The following is a 15,090-nucleotide window of genomic DNA, read 5'->3' on the forward strand; positions in this document are numbered from 1 at the left end:
GCTACCATTGTCAACATCAGCAAACGCCAAATAGTGCAGGCAAGGTGGTTACTAATGGCGTGCAGGATTAAAGTGGGTGGCTACACGCTTTAATGTTTATAGCAGGAGGCTGCCATGTGGTTGGGTACCAGAGCATTGAACAGCGGTTGCGGCGTTGGGCTGGGGGCGACATTGCTGCTACTGGCGGGTTGTGCAAGCGAAGGGGGAGGTGCCGACTCCCAGAACCTGATGACCCAGCGCGCAACTGAGTATTGCGAAAGCGTAGGTGGAACGACCGAGGTTCAGGAAACCAGCCTGGGCACCGGACGCTATTGCCACTTGCCGGATGGCCGGGTCGAGAACCAGTGGCGGCTATACCGTATGGAGCGGCTCGACAATGACTAGGGCCTTATTGAACGCTTTCCATGACTGATATCGAGCACGAATATGCGCCTTAGTTATACAGGCCCACTACCGGAAATGGTGGGCTTTTTATTGTTGCCGCAGTATTCGATGATGGCATTCTTTGCTGCGGTGGAGCCGCTGCGGATCGCTAATCGCATTGCCAACCGTCCGCTGTTCGATTGGACCTTGATCAGCGCTGACGGTGGGCCGGTGACGGCATCTAACGGTATGACGCTGATGGCGGATCAAGCAACGGCGGATGTCCATCACTTGCCTTCGCTGGCGGTATGCAGCGGGTTTACGCCGGAAGCACACCTCACTCGGCCATTAATGGCCTGGCTTCATCAGTTGGATCAGGCGGGCTGCTGCTTGGGCGGTATTGATACGGGGGCTTTTTTGCTCGCGGCCACCGGGCTGTTAAAACACGAGCGGGTGGCGCTGCACTGGGAGAGTTTACCCGCCTTTCGTGAGCGCTTTCCGGGCATTGATACCACCGATGAGCTTTACGAGCTGGGCGAGCGGCGCTTCTCCTGCGCGGGCGGGGCGGCGGCAATGGATATGGCGCTGGAAGTGATCGCACGGCGACATGGCGCGAAGCTGGCCATCGATGTGTCTGAGCAACTCATCCATGACCGAATCCGTACTCGCAGCGACCAGCAGCGCATGGCGCTGGTGAAACGCCTTGGCACCCACAACCGGCGTGTAGTCGAGGCGGTGGCACTGATGGAGCAGAACCTTGAAGAGCCGCTTTCCCTCGAAGAGGTCGCGAGCCGGGTAGAGGTATCGGTCCGCCAGCTTCAGCGCTTATTCGAGCAAGAACTCAACGAGACCCCGCGGCAGTGGTACTTGCAGCTACGCATCAAGCGCGCCCGGCGGCTGTTAGCGGAGACCGATTTAGCCGTATTGGCGGTGGGGTTAGCCTGCGGGTTTAGTTCGTCTTCCAGCTTTGCGCGTTCGTTTCGTACCCATTACGGCTATTCGCCTCGGCATGTGCGGGAGAAAAGCGTTTAAGGCTCAATAGTGTCGTGTAGTGGCTGTTAAGCGTCGCTTATCGCCTAGTAGTGGGGAGGCAGCCGCGCATACTAACTAAACCCAACTAATAAGAGGTTTAGCCATATGATGTCTGTCACTACTCGCTCTAACACCACCAAGTCGTTGTCGCTAAAAGCGGGTTTTTTACTCGCTGCATTTGCTGCCACGCCTGCCATGGCAGAGCTTGATGAGCTGCGTTTAGGCGTGCCGCCATGGCCTGGGGTCACGGTAAAATCCGAAATTGCTGCTCAATTGCTGGAGAGCATGGGTTACGAAACCCGCCAGCAAGATTTAGCGGTTAGCGTTATTTTGGAAGGCTTGGCGCGCAATGACCTGGAAATCTATCTGGGTGGCTGGTATCCGGTACAGACAGATATGGTTGAGCCGCTAGTAGCCGACGGTAAAGTCGAAAAAGTGGTGTCCAATATCAGCGGGGCCAATTCCGGGTTGGTGGTTCCCCAGTATGTTTACGATGCGGGTGTTACTACGGTCGCTGAATTGGCTGAGCACCATGACCGCTTCGATGGCGAAATCCAGGGCATTGAAGCGGGCACGGGCATTAACGACGCCATTCTCAATGCCATCGATAACGACCTTGCGGGTCTAGGCGATTGGCGGCTCCGTGAAAGCTCGACTTCGGCCATGCTGGCCCAGGCGGAGCAGAAAATGGCCGACGAAGAGTGGGTGACGTTTGTCGGCTGGGAGCCTCACTGGATGAACGTGAGCTTTGATTTGGCCTATTTAGCCGACAGCGATGATGCGGGCGTGGCGACCATTGAAAGCACGGTGTGGACCATTACCCCTGCCAGTCTCGCTGAAGAGGCACCGCAGGTTCACCGCTTCCTATCGCAGTACGTGGTCGATATTGAAGACCAGAACGAGTGGGTGCACGAGTACAGCTACGAAGAGCGCCCGGCGGATGAAGTGGCGAACGAGTGGATTGGCAATAACCTGGATACCGTTGCCAAATGGTTAGACGGTGTTGAAACCCGCGATGGCGAATCCGCTATTGAGCAAGTGCGGGCCCAGTTTGATTCTTAATAGCTCGGCTCTTAATAGCTTGATTCTTAATAGCTCGACTCTTAATAGCTCGACTCTTAATAGAACGTTTTTTACGAACTGAACGACGAAACGGCGCCTTATTGTTTAAGGCGCCGTTTTAGTGTGTGGCAAAAGTCCTGCCAAGCGGCACTCATCTCGGGTAGCTGGGCGTGGGCGTGAAGCGCGCCATGTACCATCTGCGGCGCGCAGTGGTAGCCAATAGACGCCCCCGCTTGCTGCCAGAGCGCTACCGCCGTTTCGACAGGGTGTGTTAACGGATCGTGCTCTACCGTGAGCACTTCGATGGTGCTAGCAGGAGGGCTGCGATCCCGCTGGGTGGCGATAATCTCAGGGCACTGTTGACGAATACTGAGCACGTCGCTGCGTGACAGCAGGGGGGCATCCTCCCCAAGGCAGCTAGTTGAAAGTTCGCCGACCGGTGGGTAGATCAATCCGAGCGGCGGTGCTTCATTAAGCTGATGGGCAAGGTCGATAGCCAGTCGCCCGCCCGCGCTGTCACCTACCAGCGCGACAGGATGAACCGCTTCTAATACCGCTTGGCAGTCTACTAACATGGCAGGGTAATCTACCTCCGGTGCCAGCCGATAGTTAACGCTTACCACTTCACGCTCGAGCAGTTGGGCCAAGCTGGCGGCGGGGCCGTGGTGGCTCTCCGCTGAGCCGATCATAAAACCGCCGCCATGGATAAACAGCACGCAGCCTGGCGTTCGCCGTTGGGGGATAAAGCGGCGCACGCTAACACCCTCACAAACGCTATTGTCGATGCGCATTCCTGCCGGGTCGGGTGGGGCGAAGTTGCGACAAAGCTTATCGTAGGCGCGCCGCGCTTGAGGCAAGGGTAGTTCCTCCATCATGGCCAGCCCTGCGCTAAAGCGTTGAATAAAGGCGTCTACGTTCATCTTTGATGTCACCCTCAGCGTCGAATACCGATGGTGCGGCCAGCAAGCTCCGGCCAGGCATCGCTCTCTGCCCGCGGCAGTGCCGCCACATGATGTGCGACCGTTTCGGGAAACGGGCTTGGTCGTCCTGAGGCTTGCTTCATGCCCATCAGCATCTGTTCGCTGGTTGCCAGCAGGTTGCCTTCGTCATCGAACATGGCGAAAAACACGTGCAGGCGTTTTGCATCGCTATCGAGCAGCGTTAGATCAATATTGAGCGGCTGACCTTGGTGCGCCTCGCGGCGATAGCAGAGGTGGGTTTCCAGCGTATAGATCGTGTAGCCATAGTGCTCACGGCCTGCTTCGTCTAAGCCTATCTGGTCAATCAGTGCTTCGCAGGCCTGGGAAAAGACGCGGGCGTACTCCGCGTCGTTCATGTGCCCGTTGTAGTCGACCCACTCGGGGGCGACGTGGGTTTCATGGATGATCATTAAATGCGTCCTTTTAGACCTTCGGCTTCCGGCCAGTATTTTTGCACTACTTCCAGCAGCTCGACTAAAAAGTCATCCCGGCGCCGGTCCAGCGTGGCCACTGAACGCCCCGCGGCCTGGTGCTCACAGCCTTCGACCACTTTGTCGATTAGTTCGTCGGTGAGTTCGGGGGCTTCCAGCTTGGTCCAGGGTAGTTTTAACGCGGGGCCAAACTGCTCCAGCATATGACGCATGCCAGGCTCGCCGCCCGCCAAGTGGAAGGTTAAAAAGGTGCCCATCAATGGCCAGCGGAGCCCGCAGCCGTAAACCACCGCCGCATCGATCTCTTCGGTGGTGGCTACGCCATCGTTGACCAAGTGCAAGGCTTCACGCCACAGCGCTTCCATCAAGCGGTCGGCGATATGGCCCTCTATTTCACGGCGCACCACCAACGGCCGCATAGCGAGCGACTGATACAACTCTTGGGCGCTGGCGATTTGGGCGGGCTGGGTGGCCTCACCGCCAACAAGCTCTACCAATGGCAGCAAATACACCGGGTTGAAGGGGTGAGCGACGATCACGCGCCCAGGTGCTTGCCGACACTGCTGCTGCAGGTCGGTGGGTTTGAAGCCGGAAGTCGACGAGCCAATGATGACGTCCGGTGCGGCAGCGGCATCGATAGCGGCTAAAATTTCTTGCTTTAGCGGTAGACGCTCGGGCACGTTCTCCTGAATCAGGTCAACGTCGTTCACGGCCTCTTCGATCGTGGGCGCAAAGGTTAACCGCTCAGGGCTAGCACCGGGCGCAAGGCCAAGCTGGGTTAACGAAGCCCAGGCATTGTCGATAAAGGATTGCGTGCGCGCTGGCGCGTTGGGATCCGGGTCGAAGGCGACGACGTCCCACCCTTTGGCGAGGGCGCGGGCAATCCAACCGTTGCCAATCACGCCAGTACCAATTACGGCTAAGCGGCTCATACAGCATCTCCTGACGGGTTGCGTAACTTCAGATGTGCCCGGGTTTCTGCAGGTGTCATTACTCGGGCGCCGAGGTTTTCGATGATGGTCGACGCTTTCTCGACCAGTTGGCCGTTGTTAGCCAACACGCCTTTCTCTAAAAACAGGTTATCTTCCAATCCGACCCGTGCGTGGCCACCTAACAGAACGGCTTGGGCGACCATGGGCATTTGATGGCGACCAATGCCAAAAGCGGCCCAGTTAGCGTTGGTAGGTAATTTGTTGCGCATGGCCAGCATGGTTTCGGTGTCCGCTTCGGCGCCCCAGGGAATACCCAGGCAGAGCTGGTAGAGCGGGTCACCATCGATCAAGCCCTCTTGCTGAAGCTGGCGGGCAAACCAGACGTGGCCCAGATCAAAGCACTCCAGCTCCGGCTTAACACCTGCGGCTTGAACGAGGCGGGCGTGTTCGCGCAGCCAGTCAGCGGGGTTGACGTAGACCATGTCGCCAAAATTGAGGCTGCCGCAATCCAGCGTGCACAGCTCGGGGAGCAGCTCGCCGACCGGGGCGTGACGTTCGGCGGGCGTTTGGATATCGGTGCCAGGGCCACCGCGTGTGGGGTCTGTGGCATCGGGTATCCAGTCGCCGCCGCCACCCGCGGTGATGTTCATGACGATATCCACATCGGCTTCACGAACGCGCTCCATTACTTCGCGGAACTGCTCAGAAGAGTGGCTGATGCCGCCGGTTTCCGGATCGCGAACGTGAATGTGCGCGATGCTGGCTCCGGCGCGAGCAGCTTCAATGCAGGAGGCCGCGATGGCCTTGGGTGTCACGGGGACGTTGGGGTTTTTGGCGGTGGTATCCCCTGCGCCGGTAACGGCACAGGTGAGAATGACATTGCGGTTCATGGCGTGCTCTCTAATCAGCAGTTTATTCGCTTACTAGTGTGTCGCGGTGTGCAGACATTAGTTGTCATAAAGCGACATTAACTATACACAGGGTGCGGTTTTTGATCTCCATTGGTGAATCGACTCCTCCTCACTCCCCATAATGAAGATTGCTCAATTCGCAAGGTGCTGATTAGAAACTTGGTTCACGGTAAATATTGACCGCCATGGTTGCCGATCTAAACTAAATAAGCCCATGGCAAAATGGATAACAATTACAAACAACGCTAGGAAGGAGTGCCTTCAATGTCCCATAAACCCGTTCTGCGGCCGCTATCTGCGTTCATCGCTTCTGCGGTGATCATAGGCTTACCCGCCGTCGCTACTGCTAATGAGCCTGAACTCAGCCAGTCTGAGGTGTTAACCGGTCTTGAAAACCCTTGGGATATGGCCTTTCTGCCTGATGGGACGATGTTTTACACCGAGCGTTGTCGTGGGCTGTCGGTGCGGCTTCCCGATGGTGAGGTAGAGCACCTGCTCGGCATGGAGGGCACGGAGGATTATGCCACTACCGCCGATGATCTTGTCTGCCAGGGGCAGGCGGGAATGAATGGCGTGGCGATCGATCCTGATTTTGACGAAAATCGCACGGTCTACGTCTACTCTGCGTCCAACATGTCTGAGCCACGCACTAACCGTGTGCTGCGCATGACGGTCAACAGTGAGTTTACTGAGGTATCGGATCGCACCGACATTGTCGAGGATATTCCGTACAAGCCTGCCGCCACCGACCATCCGTTCGGTGATGCTGGTGCCCATAATGGCGGACGTATTCGCTTCAGTCCGGAGGATGGCTACCTTTATGTGACCACCGGCGATAACCATAACAGTGAGATTCCACAGTCACCGGAGCTACTTGGTGGCAAGGTGCTGCGAATTGACCGGGATGGCGAGGCTGCGGAGGGTAACGAACCGCCTGATGGCTTCGATCCGCGCATCTATACCTATGGGCACCGTAACGTACAGGGCATCACCTTCCACCCTGCGACTGGCCAACCCATCGTGACGGAGCACGGCCCCTGGCATTCGGATGAGATCAATGCGCTGGTCAATGGTGGCAACAGTGGCTGGGATCCGAAACCTAACATGGCGGGCCGTGGCGACTGCCCGGACGATTACTGTGGTTATGAGCCCAATCAGACCGAGGGGATGGATCCAAAAGAGCGGGCGGCCTATATGCCGGTTACCGACACCGAAACCTACCCTGACGCGATGCAGCCTGCCTGGAAAAATGATGGGCTTTCTCAAGGTATCTCGTCTGCTGAGTTTCTAGTCGGTGAACAGTGGGGCGATTGGGACGGCCGTTTGATCGTTGGTTTTATGGGCATCGGTTTTGGAGGCACGCCGGTAGGGCAGCGTATCAATCTGATTGATATTGCAGAGGATGGTCTTTCGGTCAATGACGTTACCGAAATGCCGGTGCCCATGGGAGCGGCTCGCTTCCGTTCGGTGGTGCTGGGCCCGGAGGGTGATCTTTATACGGCGGTTGATGAAGGCAGCATTTACCGCATCACCCCGGAATAAGCCATTAGCAGCCGCACTGGCATAGTTCCTGGCATAGCTTCTGGAATAGCTCAGTGCGGCTGCGCGCTCACCCAAACCAACTCATGCTTTTTGATCAAGACCACTCTACTGGGAAAAGGTCACTATGAAGGTATCGCTGTTTTTCATTATTACGATGGCGCTGGCGATGGGGTCGACAACTGGTCAGGCGGCAGATAAGGCCGCCGGAGAAGCGCTATTTGCTGACGCATGTGCCCAATGTCACGGCCCAAAAGGGAAGGGAATGGCTAGCTTTCCTTCACTTAGCGGGCGGGATGCGGAGTATATTACTTCCCGCCTTGAAACGTACCGAGCTGGTGAAAAGGTGGGATCAAACTCCTTCTTGATGATCCCCAATGCTACTGATTTGTCGGATGATGATATTGCTAATCTTGCCGCTTTTATCACAGAGAGCGCCGAGTGACATGGCTGTTTAAAAGAGCTTCATAAATTACGCCACTTGCTTATTAGTACCCCGTCATTTCCAGATATCCCTCGCCAAGCGGTTCGCCGCTGGCGCGGTCACTGATCTGCACTTCGCCCTCCCAGTACGGCACGCTGGTGCTCATCCAGCGGTTGGCGTGGGGCGCTTCGACGTTGATATCGACACCTGCTGAAGGCACTTTCAGCCGCCAGCGGGTGGGGATTTCTCGCCCGGCGACAGCCGATGTTGCCAGCGGGGTCATGATGATGTCGGTGTTTGCTAATGGAGTGGGTTCACCTTGCGGAGTGATCCAGGTGCCCGAGCGATAGTCAGCGCCTTGCTCTTGATCAGTGTCGTCACCACCGCCTCGTAGTTGAAACGCCATCAGTTTGTGACCATCGTTAAAATGCAGCGATAGCCAATCCCAACCTGACTGTCGGGCATCGAGTAGCTGGCTGCTCCATTCCCGATCGAGCCAGCCGCGACCGCTGACGGCTTGGGTCTCGCCGTTAAGGGTGACGTTGCCCTCTATCTGCCAGAACGGTTGGCTGTAGTACATAGAGCCTTGGCCATTGGCGGCTTTCTGGCTGAAGCCTTGTGTCCCATGCAAAACCAGCGGCCCCTCGGCGGTAAGCGTTAACGAATAGCCAAAGCGCGACTCGCCTTCGCCGCTGTAGGCGGTGAGCGTTAAGGGGCTGAAATCGCTGCTGCCGGCCTCTTCGCTTGCTTTAAGCTGCCAATCATCTAACCAGGCATGGAAGGGGCTGGAAATGACGCCCGCTTGGCTATCCTGGGGGACGCTCAGGTCGGCCTGAGAGTGGCTGCGCCCGAAACGCTCGGCAACTTCGTGCTGTTCGCCTTGGGAGATCGCCATATGGGCCATCCAGAGTTGGTCAGCCGCCCAGGGGGTGGGAGCAGGGCGCTCGCTGGGCGGCATTAATGCCTGACGAAAAAGTGTCCACTGCAGGCCAAGTGGCGCGCCAGAGGCATCTTCTAAGTTGGCGGTTAAGTACCACCACTCGATACGGTAATCCGGATGGGCGGCGTGATCCGTTGGGAACGTAAGCAACTGGTTTTGCTCGGCATGTTGAAAGCCATCAGCCTCCTGGCCCAGCCCGGCAAAGCCTGTGTTAGCAGAAGACGTTGATTCTTCTGAACTGCAGCCGTAAAGCATCAACGTCGCGGTGAACGCCAGTAGAAGAGGGAAGTTTTGCAGTCGACTTAAGCTCATTGATTTAGGCTCACTGATTGGCCTCTTCTGCTAGTAACGTGCGCGGTGAGGCACGCCAAAAGCGCAGCGCAGGCAGTGCTGCAGATAACAGCGCCACGGCAACCGCGGTCGCCAGGGTGACAGCCATTTCCCAAGGGAACAGGTAGAGCGGTAGGCGCCAACCAAAGGCAGCCACATTAATGATCGCCACCAAGCCCCAGGTGATCGCGATATCCAGTGGCAGTGCCAGCAGGCCGGTGACCAATGCCGCACCCCCCAGCTGTACCAAGCTGAGCTGGGCTAGCTGTGCTCTAGGAACGCCTAGCGCCCAGAGTGGTGCTAGCTGTTGGCGTCGGCTGCGTGCCTGGGCAAGAAGGCTAGCCAGCAGCGCCAGGGCCGCGACCGCTAAGGTCAGTACATTCAGGGCACGGGTGATGGTGAAGGTGCGCTCGAAAATCTCGGTGGCGATACGCTTGATCTCGCGCTGGTCGCTAAGGGCATCGCTGCCCAGGCCAAAGCGCTCGGTAAGTGCTTCACGCAGGGCATCCACATCGGCGTTGGGATGCAGCACCACGCCCATCGAGCTAGGCGGGGCACCAAAGCGCGCGGCAAGCTGGGGCGATGCCATGAGAATCTGCCCGCTGGGATTACCGTAATCAGGGTAAGTCGCGGCGATGGTTAGCGTTTCATTGGCGCCCGGCGCGCGAAGGGTTAGTCGGTCGCCGGGGGAAAGATTCTCAGCAGTAGCGAGTTGTTCGTTAATAAAAGCCGCGCCATGTTCAAAGGCTGCCCAGGCAGTGTCACGGTCCTGCTGGGTCGCCAGGAGCGGCCAGTGAGGTGTCAAAGATGCGCCTGGCGTAATGCCATAAAGCTCGATAGGGGTGCCTAAAGCGCGACTGCCTTCGGACGTGACGATGGACTCAAGAACGGCCTCGCTTCGCCGAGTGAGCAGGCGCTCTGATACGTCAGGTTGATCAGCCAGCCAAATATCAATGTCTGCATATTGCTCGGCGGGGGCATTCAAATAGAGGGGGGCGACTAAGCGCTGATCCAGCCACTCTAAAAAGGTGAGACGAAAACCACCGACCATACTGCCGACCCCTAGATTGGTCGCCAGGGCGATGAGTAGGGCCATCATGGCAAGCGAGATCTTGGGTAGCTGGAGCTGCATATCCGCCAGTGCCCAGTGAACCAGCGGGCGTCGTCGGGCGAGATGTGTCAGCACTTTCAATACGAGGGCTAGCAAGGGGGGGAGCCACAGTGCGCTGGCCAGAAGTAACGCGGCAACCAGCGCAAAGCCTGCCACTAAGCCATCGCCTGGGGGCTGAAAGCGAAGCCAAATATACAAAGCTAGCGCAACGCCCACTGCGAAAGCGCCGCCGATACTCATCAACGTTAACTGCCGACGGTAACCACTGCGCCAAGCCTGCATCTGGCCTAATTCCAGCATGTTTAAGCGTGCAGCGCGCCACAGCACGCCGCCGCCCGCCAGCAGTAGCCCACCAAGGCTAACCGCTAGCCCGCCGACCCAGTAATGCCACGGTAAGTTGAGCTCTCTACCAACGCCTGCGCCATAGAGTGAGCCTAGGGTGGCCGCTACATCGGGCAGTAATCGGCGTGCCAGCCATACACCGCTGGCGATGCCAGCAGCGGCACCTATTAAGCCGAGCAGTATTAGTTCTAAGCTAAGCGCTAAAACCAAGCTACGCCCAGAGACCCCCAGTACTCGTAGGGTACGCAGCATGCCCAAGCGTTGCTCCAAAGCCAAACCTAGCGCGGCCTGCACGATAAATAGCCCTACGACCCAAGCGAGTAGCCCCAACGCCGTAAGGTTTAAGTGAAAACTTTCGGTAAGTTGGCCGGGGGTGGCGATGCGTGTGGCACGGGTGAGCGTTAATCCGGCCGGTGCCTTTGCCAGTGCCCCCGGCGCGGCCACAAGGCGTGTGATTTCTTCACCGCTCTCAAGTAGCCGTGCTGCGGCGGCGATATCCATCATCAGCGTGTCTGGCGGTAGCGCTGGCGCTAATACGAGCGGCGGGAGTGTCTTGCCGTTCGCCAGGGTAGTGGTGGCCGTTAAGGTGTCGGGGGCTGCACGCGTTTGCCACGGCGGTGTCAGGAAGTCGGTTAACGATCCCGAGGAGTCTGCTTGGGCCAGCGGGTTATCACTGGCAAGGGTCAGCGGATCAATGCCGATCAATGTTAGCCGGGTGCCATCTTGAGTGACAACTTCACCCTCTAGCATGGGCGAAACGGGCAAGCCCGCTTGGCGTAGGGCGTGATAGTCCGCACGAGTGAGGGGAGCGCCATCGCGTCGCTCAAGCTGATCCAACTGGGTATCAAACATGGCATCGGCGCGGGCGTAGCTGTCGCGAGCCGTGGCGTTGATGGCTTGAATGCCACTCCATAGAGCGCTAGCTACCCACAGGCCGAGCAACAGCATGGCTAATTGGCCTGGATGACGTCGGTAGTGGGCAAGCAGCGTTGCCACCACCGTGGGCAGAGACTTGATCATGTCACGGTGTTAATCAGCTGGCCGTGGCGCAAGCGCAGGCAGCGATCTAGCGGTGCGGCTACTTGTAAGCTGTGGGTGACAACGAGTAGAGCGCACTGGGTTTCGCGGACAAGGCTTAATAGCAGTTCAAGCACTTTACCAGCGGTGGTTTCATCCAAGTTGCCCGTCGGTTCGTCGGCTAGTAACAGCGGCGGGCGCGGGGCTAAAGCGCGGCCAATGGCCAGGCGTTGTTGTTGCCCGCCGGAAAGTTGTTCTGGGTAACGTTTTTCCAGCCCCTCTAGCCCCAGCCGTGCGATTAAATAGGCTGTCCAGTCGGTATCGTCACGGTTGGCCAGACGCGCCTGAAGGCGCAGATTGTCGATGACCGTTAGGCTGGGGACTAAGTGAAATTGCTGAAATACTAAGCCCAATTTTTCGCGGCGCAGTTTGGCGCGGTCGGGTTCGGCTAGCGTCGATACGTTCTGTCCCGCGAGTGTGATACTGCCCTGATCGGGCAGATCCAAACCGGCAGCAAGATGGAGGAGTGTGGATTTTCCACTTCCCGATTCGCCCATTAATGCGAGGCTTTGGCCCGGCGCTAAGCGAAGGGAGACATCGTCGAGTACTTTTAGCGGGCCTTGAGGCGTCGTATAGGTTTTATGGACCTGATGAAGTTCCAGCATGGGCTGCCCTTATTGCTGAGGTAGGGGCTGATAACGCAGCAGGTTAATCGTTAATAGGAGCGTTTGGGCCGCCGCGTTCGCCGTAAACGGCTATGCCGCCGCGCCCTGTGCGCTTAATGAAATACATGCTCTTGTCGGCCGCATCAATTAGCTCGTCTGCACTGCCGAACCCTCCGTCATCCAGGCAGGCAATGCCAATTGAGACGGAGACATGGATGGGAACATTGTCATCACGACCCATTGGGATTTTTTCTAAACGCTCCGCAATTCGCTTTGCGAAAACATGGGCAGCTTTGGCGTTTTCATCAGGTAAAATGATCAAAAATTCCTCACCGCCCCAGCGGCCAGCCAAGTCACCTTCACGAATTAGCGCTTGTAGCGTTTTGCCGAATTTTTCGAGCACTTGGTCGCCCATTTGATGCCCGTACTGATCGTTCAGTTTTTTGAAATGGTCCAGGTCAATAAACACGACTGACATGATGCGAGACTGTTGCTGACACAGAGCAAAGCGCGTTTGCATCTGCTCTTCCAGCCAGGCACGGTTCGCAAGGCCTGTGAGCGTATCGGTGCGCGAGCGCTCTTCTAACTCATCTTGTCGTTGACGTAGCGAAGCGAGTTCCGCCTGTTGCATTTCGAGACGCGCATTGAGCTGTAACGTTTGTCGAAATAGCAATTGTTGCGCCTCAGCAAGCAGCGATTCGTTATCTTGTAGCGGAGGGGCTGCCATTTGCAACATGTCAGCCAACGCCGGTAACTGCTGCTGAATATTTTCTAATAAATGACGTAAAGAGATCGTGTGGGTGCCACGATAGGTTTCAAATTCCCTTATCACAGTGACTAGCGATTGTGCTGGGTTTGAAGAGAGCCAGGCATCGGCGATGGGGCCAGATAATTGAATGCATACCATGTCCGGGGCGGCAATGTCGTATTCACCGTGGCTATCACAGATACGTTGTGCGAGGGGAGTTGGAACTCCCCATTTAGCGGCAATCCAAGCACCTACTTGAGAATGGTCGCAGCCAAAAAGCCGTTGCTCTGATTCTGATAACTGCCGATGTGATGAGGCGGCTTCAGCATATAAATGGTTGCTTTCAATAGGGTAAGTCGCACGCAAGGCAATAATGCCAATGTCTTGAAGCAAGGCTGCTGTAAAAACAGGTCCTGCCATGTCGGCGCAGAGATGAATGGCAAGGTGTCGTGCGGCTAGCGAGGCAATGATCGAGCGCATCCATACACGCTGATAATGGGTATCGACCGCCCTGTTTTGAAGTAGGCTGAAACTCATCACTGCTGCCAGTGTGGCATCTAACCCCAGGCGGGCAGTCGCCTCATGGCATGTGTGCACTTTAATGTGGGTTCGCGAGAAAAAGGCACTGTTCGCAAGCGTAATGATCCGCATGGTTAAGGCAGGATCACGCTCTATGGCGTTAGCATAGTCGTTAACCGAAGGGTGCTCTGTACGTGCTATCTTCAAGACATTAATAGCGACAGAAGGTAGAGAGGGCAGATTAGGACATTTGAGGAGATCAGCTACTAAAAATGCAGGTAGTGCAGTCGTTAAGACTAGATCTTTCGAGTAGTCTTTTCCCTGAATGACCTCCATTATTCTCTCCTTGCTTTTTATTGGCTAGCTTCAGAAGCCTTCAGCCTTCAGCCTTTCCTGGCTATTGCGTCGAAGCTGATGATGTTCGTATTCAAGCGTTCGTTTGAAATCATCATAGGTGATTCACAAACAGAATACTTATATTCGGTTCTACTATTTTTTCTTTGTCGATCCCAAAAGTACTCTAATCGGTACTGTTTTGTAAGATATCTCCTAATCATTTGTAAGCAATTTCTTACGTAGGGGTGGGGAATTAGGGATTTTTTAAGTACTCATAACGGTCTCGTTACTTTAAGTTTCCTTGTTTTACTTGGCGGTCTCAATGACCAAGTGCAACACCTAACCTATCAGGTAGGGTATTGCCATGACTCACTGTTATCGCCATCTTTCTGCCGAAGACCGAGCCGCCATCATGCTGATGCGGGCTAACCACTCGATTCGCGCTATCGCCCGTCAGTTAGGGCGTTCGCCCAGTACTATTTCACGAGAACTGGTGCGTCATACTGTTAGCCCTAACAGAGCGTATGACGCCAGCCTCGCTGGACATCGCGCCCGACTGACCCGCTGTCGGCCTCGCCGTAGCTTGAAGCTTCCTCTCGACGGTGAGCTGTTCGAACTGGTGGTCTACCTGCTGCGCAAGTACTGGTCACCAGAGCAAATAGCCCGCACACTAAAGCGTATGTTTCCTGATAATACTGACCGCCACGTCTCGCACGAAGCCATCTACAATGCGCTCTATCTCATGCCGCGCGGCTCGCTCAAGAAAGAGCTGATTGCCTGTTTGCGCCAGGGTAAAGGTAAACGACGCCCTCGCAGCCGTGGCAAGGATAGGCGACAACAGATTCCAGACTTGGTGAGCATCCATCTGCGGCCGCCTGAAATCGAAGATCGCCTGATGCCCGGCCACTGGGAAGGGGATCTCATCATGGGCGCTAACAATCGCTCTGCCGTTGGTACATTGGTGGAGCGCACGACGCGTTTAGTGATTCTGGCGAAAGTGGATGGCACCACGGCCACAGCGGCGGCTGTCGGCTTCAGCGACAAGCTCAATGAGGTGCCGCGCTCCCTGCGCCTGTCCATGACCTATGACCAGGGCAAAGAGATGGTGAAACATGCCGAGATCACTCAGAAGACGGGGACAGCGATCTACTTTGCCGACCCGCATAGCCCATGGCAGCGGGGTTCCAATGAGAACACCAACGGGCTGTTGAGACAGTACTTGCCAAAGGGCACGGATCTGTCGGTCTACAGCCAGGAAGAACTCGACGAGATCGCCGACTCACTCAATACACGGCCGCGCAAGACACTGGATTGGCGCTCGCCACTGGAAGTCTACGCCGAGGTGCTCAAGAAATCCGTCGCCGGCCCGAGCACTCTTCAATAGTGTTGCACTTGGAACTTGAGGCCG

14 protein-coding genes are annotated in these 15,090 nt (G+C 56.5%); 6 read left to right on the forward strand and 8 right to left on the reverse strand.

Annotated elements, in window-relative coordinates; translation table 11 throughout:
* The first annotated feature begins 114 nt into the window (after positions 1-114).
* The 3 genes from Q3Y66_RS06765 (at position 115) to Q3Y66_RS06775 (ending at position 2,457) form a co-directional block, all read left to right on the forward strand.
* The gene (locus tag Q3Y66_RS06765; protein ID WP_008960034.1) at positions 115-384 is read left to right on the forward strand and encodes a DUF333 domain-containing protein; all 270 of its coding nucleotides are present in this window, start codon (positions 115-117) and stop codon (positions 382-384) included.
* Positions 385-426: 42 nt separating this feature from the next.
* Positions 427-1,395 (forward strand): GlxA family transcriptional regulator, encoded by a 969-nt coding sequence (locus tag Q3Y66_RS06770; protein ID WP_008960035.1) that lies wholly within the window; start codon positions 427-429, stop codon positions 1,393-1,395.
* A gap of 105 nt (positions 1,396-1,500) precedes the next feature.
* A complete protein-coding gene (locus Q3Y66_RS06775; RefSeq protein ID WP_008960036.1) occupies positions 1,501-2,457 on the forward strand; it encodes an ABC transporter substrate-binding protein in 957 nt (318 codons plus the stop codon).
* Between the two features lie 98 nt (positions 2,458-2,555).
* On the opposite strand, the gene Q3Y66_RS06780 is transcribed toward Q3Y66_RS06775, so the two are convergent.
* Genes Q3Y66_RS06780 through Q3Y66_RS06795 form a run of 4 tightly spaced genes read right to left on the reverse strand, consistent with a single transcriptional unit; the run spans position 2,556 to position 5,690 of the window.
* Entirely contained in the window at positions 2,556-3,377 is an 822-nt protein-coding gene (locus Q3Y66_RS06780) for an alpha/beta hydrolase (protein ID WP_008960037.1), read from the reverse strand.
* Positions 3,378-3,391: 14 nt separating this feature from the next.
* The gene (locus Q3Y66_RS06785; protein WP_008960038.1) at positions 3,392-3,847 is read right to left on the reverse strand and encodes a thioesterase family protein; all 456 of its coding nucleotides are present in this window, start codon (positions 3,845-3,847) and stop codon (positions 3,392-3,394) included.
* Complete coding sequence (locus Q3Y66_RS06790; RefSeq protein ID WP_008960039.1) at positions 3,847-4,800, reverse strand: L-carnitine dehydrogenase; 954 nt, start codon at positions 4,798-4,800, stop codon at positions 3,847-3,849. Before Q3Y66_RS06790 ends, Q3Y66_RS06785 begins: the two co-directional genes overlap by 1 nt.
* Entirely contained in the window at positions 4,797-5,690 is an 894-nt protein-coding gene (locus tag Q3Y66_RS06795; RefSeq protein ID WP_008960040.1) for a 3-keto-5-aminohexanoate cleavage protein, read from the reverse strand. The genes Q3Y66_RS06790 and Q3Y66_RS06795 overlap by 4 nt, the downstream gene beginning before the upstream one ends.
* Before the next feature lie 285 nt (positions 5,691-5,975).
* On the opposite strand from Q3Y66_RS06795, the gene Q3Y66_RS06800 reads away from it, so the two are divergent.
* Together Q3Y66_RS06800 and Q3Y66_RS06805 are read left to right on the forward strand one after the other, a co-directional pair.
* Positions 5,976-7,253: a sorbosone dehydrogenase family protein gene (locus Q3Y66_RS06800; protein WP_008960041.1), complete on the forward strand. Its 1,278-nt coding sequence runs from the start codon at positions 5,976-5,978 to the stop codon at positions 7,251-7,253.
* Positions 7,254-7,377: 124 nt separating this feature from the next.
* Positions 7,378-7,695, forward strand: a complete 318-nt coding sequence (locus Q3Y66_RS06805) for a c-type cytochrome (protein ID WP_008960042.1) — start codon at positions 7,378-7,380, stop codon at positions 7,693-7,695.
* A gap of 43 nt (positions 7,696-7,738) precedes the next feature.
* Here the strand turns inward: Q3Y66_RS06805 and Q3Y66_RS06810 are convergent, their stop codons facing one another.
* The 4 genes from Q3Y66_RS06810 to Q3Y66_RS06825 are packed head-to-tail and all read right to left on the reverse strand — an operon-like array spanning position 7,739 to position 13,682.
* Positions 7,739-8,926, reverse strand: a complete 1,188-nt coding sequence (locus Q3Y66_RS06810) for a lipocalin-like domain-containing protein (RefSeq protein ID WP_008960043.1) — start codon at positions 8,924-8,926, stop codon at positions 7,739-7,741.
* Positions 8,927-8,936: 10 nt separating this feature from the next.
* Complete coding sequence (locus Q3Y66_RS06815; RefSeq protein ID WP_008960044.1) at positions 8,937-11,417, reverse strand: ABC transporter permease; 2,481 nt, start codon at positions 11,415-11,417, stop codon at positions 8,937-8,939.
* Positions 11,414-12,079 carry an ABC transporter ATP-binding protein gene (locus Q3Y66_RS06820; RefSeq protein ID WP_008960045.1) on the reverse strand — a complete coding sequence of 222 codons (666 nt, stop codon included), beginning with the start codon at positions 12,077-12,079 and terminating at the stop codon, positions 11,414-11,416. The genes Q3Y66_RS06815 and Q3Y66_RS06820 overlap by 4 nt, the downstream gene beginning before the upstream one ends.
* A gap of 43 nt (positions 12,080-12,122) precedes the next feature.
* Positions 12,123-13,682, reverse strand: coding sequence for a GGDEF domain-containing protein (locus Q3Y66_RS06825; RefSeq protein WP_008960046.1), 1,560 nt, complete (start codon positions 13,680-13,682; stop codon positions 12,123-12,125).
* A 412-nt stretch (positions 13,683-14,094) separates the two neighbouring features.
* Here Q3Y66_RS06825 and Q3Y66_RS06830 point away from each other — a divergent pair, with 412 nt between their 5' ends.
* Positions 14,095-15,066, forward strand: coding sequence for an IS30 family transposase (locus tag Q3Y66_RS06830; protein ID WP_303319548.1), 972 nt, complete (start codon positions 14,095-14,097; stop codon positions 15,064-15,066).
* Positions 15,067-15,090 lie beyond the last annotated feature (24 nt).

It is taken from the genome of Halomonas sp. HAL1 (genome assembly GCF_030544485.1).
Classification (GTDB): Bacteria; Pseudomonadota; Gammaproteobacteria; order Pseudomonadales; family Halomonadaceae; genus Vreelandella; species Vreelandella arctica.

Bases quoted from the DNA above. Each gene is read 5' to 3' on its own strand.
- Q3Y66_RS06765 (WP_008960034.1), top strand. From the start codon at position 115: ATGTGGTTGGGTACCAGAGCATTGAACAGCGGTTGCGGCGTTGGGCTG.
- Q3Y66_RS06770 (WP_008960035.1), top strand. From the start codon at position 427: ATGCGCCTTAGTTATACAGGCCCACTACCGGAAATGGTGGGCTTTTTA.
- Q3Y66_RS06775 (WP_008960036.1), top strand. From the start codon at position 1,501: ATGATGTCTGTCACTACTCGCTCTAACACCACCAAGTCGTTGTCGCTA.
- Q3Y66_RS06780 (WP_008960037.1), bottom strand. From the start codon at position 3,377: ATGAACGTAGACGCCTTTATTCAACGCTTTAGCGCAGGGCTGGCCATG.
- Q3Y66_RS06785 (WP_008960038.1), bottom strand. From the start codon at position 3,847: ATGATCATCCATGAAACCCACGTCGCCCCCGAGTGGGTCGACTACAAC.
- Q3Y66_RS06790 (WP_008960039.1), bottom strand. From the start codon at position 4,800: ATGAGCCGCTTAGCCGTAATTGGTACTGGCGTGATTGGCAACGGTTGG.
- Q3Y66_RS06795 (WP_008960040.1), bottom strand. From the start codon at position 5,690: ATGAACCGCAATGTCATTCTCACCTGTGCCGTTACCGGCGCAGGGGAT.
- Q3Y66_RS06800 (WP_008960041.1), top strand. From the start codon at position 5,976: ATGTCCCATAAACCCGTTCTGCGGCCGCTATCTGCGTTCATCGCTTCT.
- Q3Y66_RS06805 (WP_008960042.1), top strand. From the start codon at position 7,378: ATGAAGGTATCGCTGTTTTTCATTATTACGATGGCGCTGGCGATGGGG.
- Q3Y66_RS06810 (WP_008960043.1), bottom strand. From the start codon at position 8,926: ATGAGCTTAAGTCGACTGCAAAACTTCCCTCTTCTACTGGCGTTCACC.
- Q3Y66_RS06815 (WP_008960044.1), bottom strand. From the start codon at position 11,417: ATGATCAAGTCTCTGCCCACGGTGGTGGCAACGCTGCTTGCCCACTAC.
- Q3Y66_RS06820 (WP_008960045.1), bottom strand. From the start codon at position 12,079: ATGCTGGAACTTCATCAGGTCCATAAAACCTATACGACGCCTCAAGGC.
- Q3Y66_RS06825 (WP_008960046.1), bottom strand. From the start codon at position 13,682: ATGGAGGTCATTCAGGGAAAAGACTACTCGAAAGATCTAGTCTTAACG.
- Q3Y66_RS06830 (WP_303319548.1), top strand. From the start codon at position 14,095: ATGCTGATGCGGGCTAACCACTCGATTCGCGCTATCGCCCGTCAGTTA.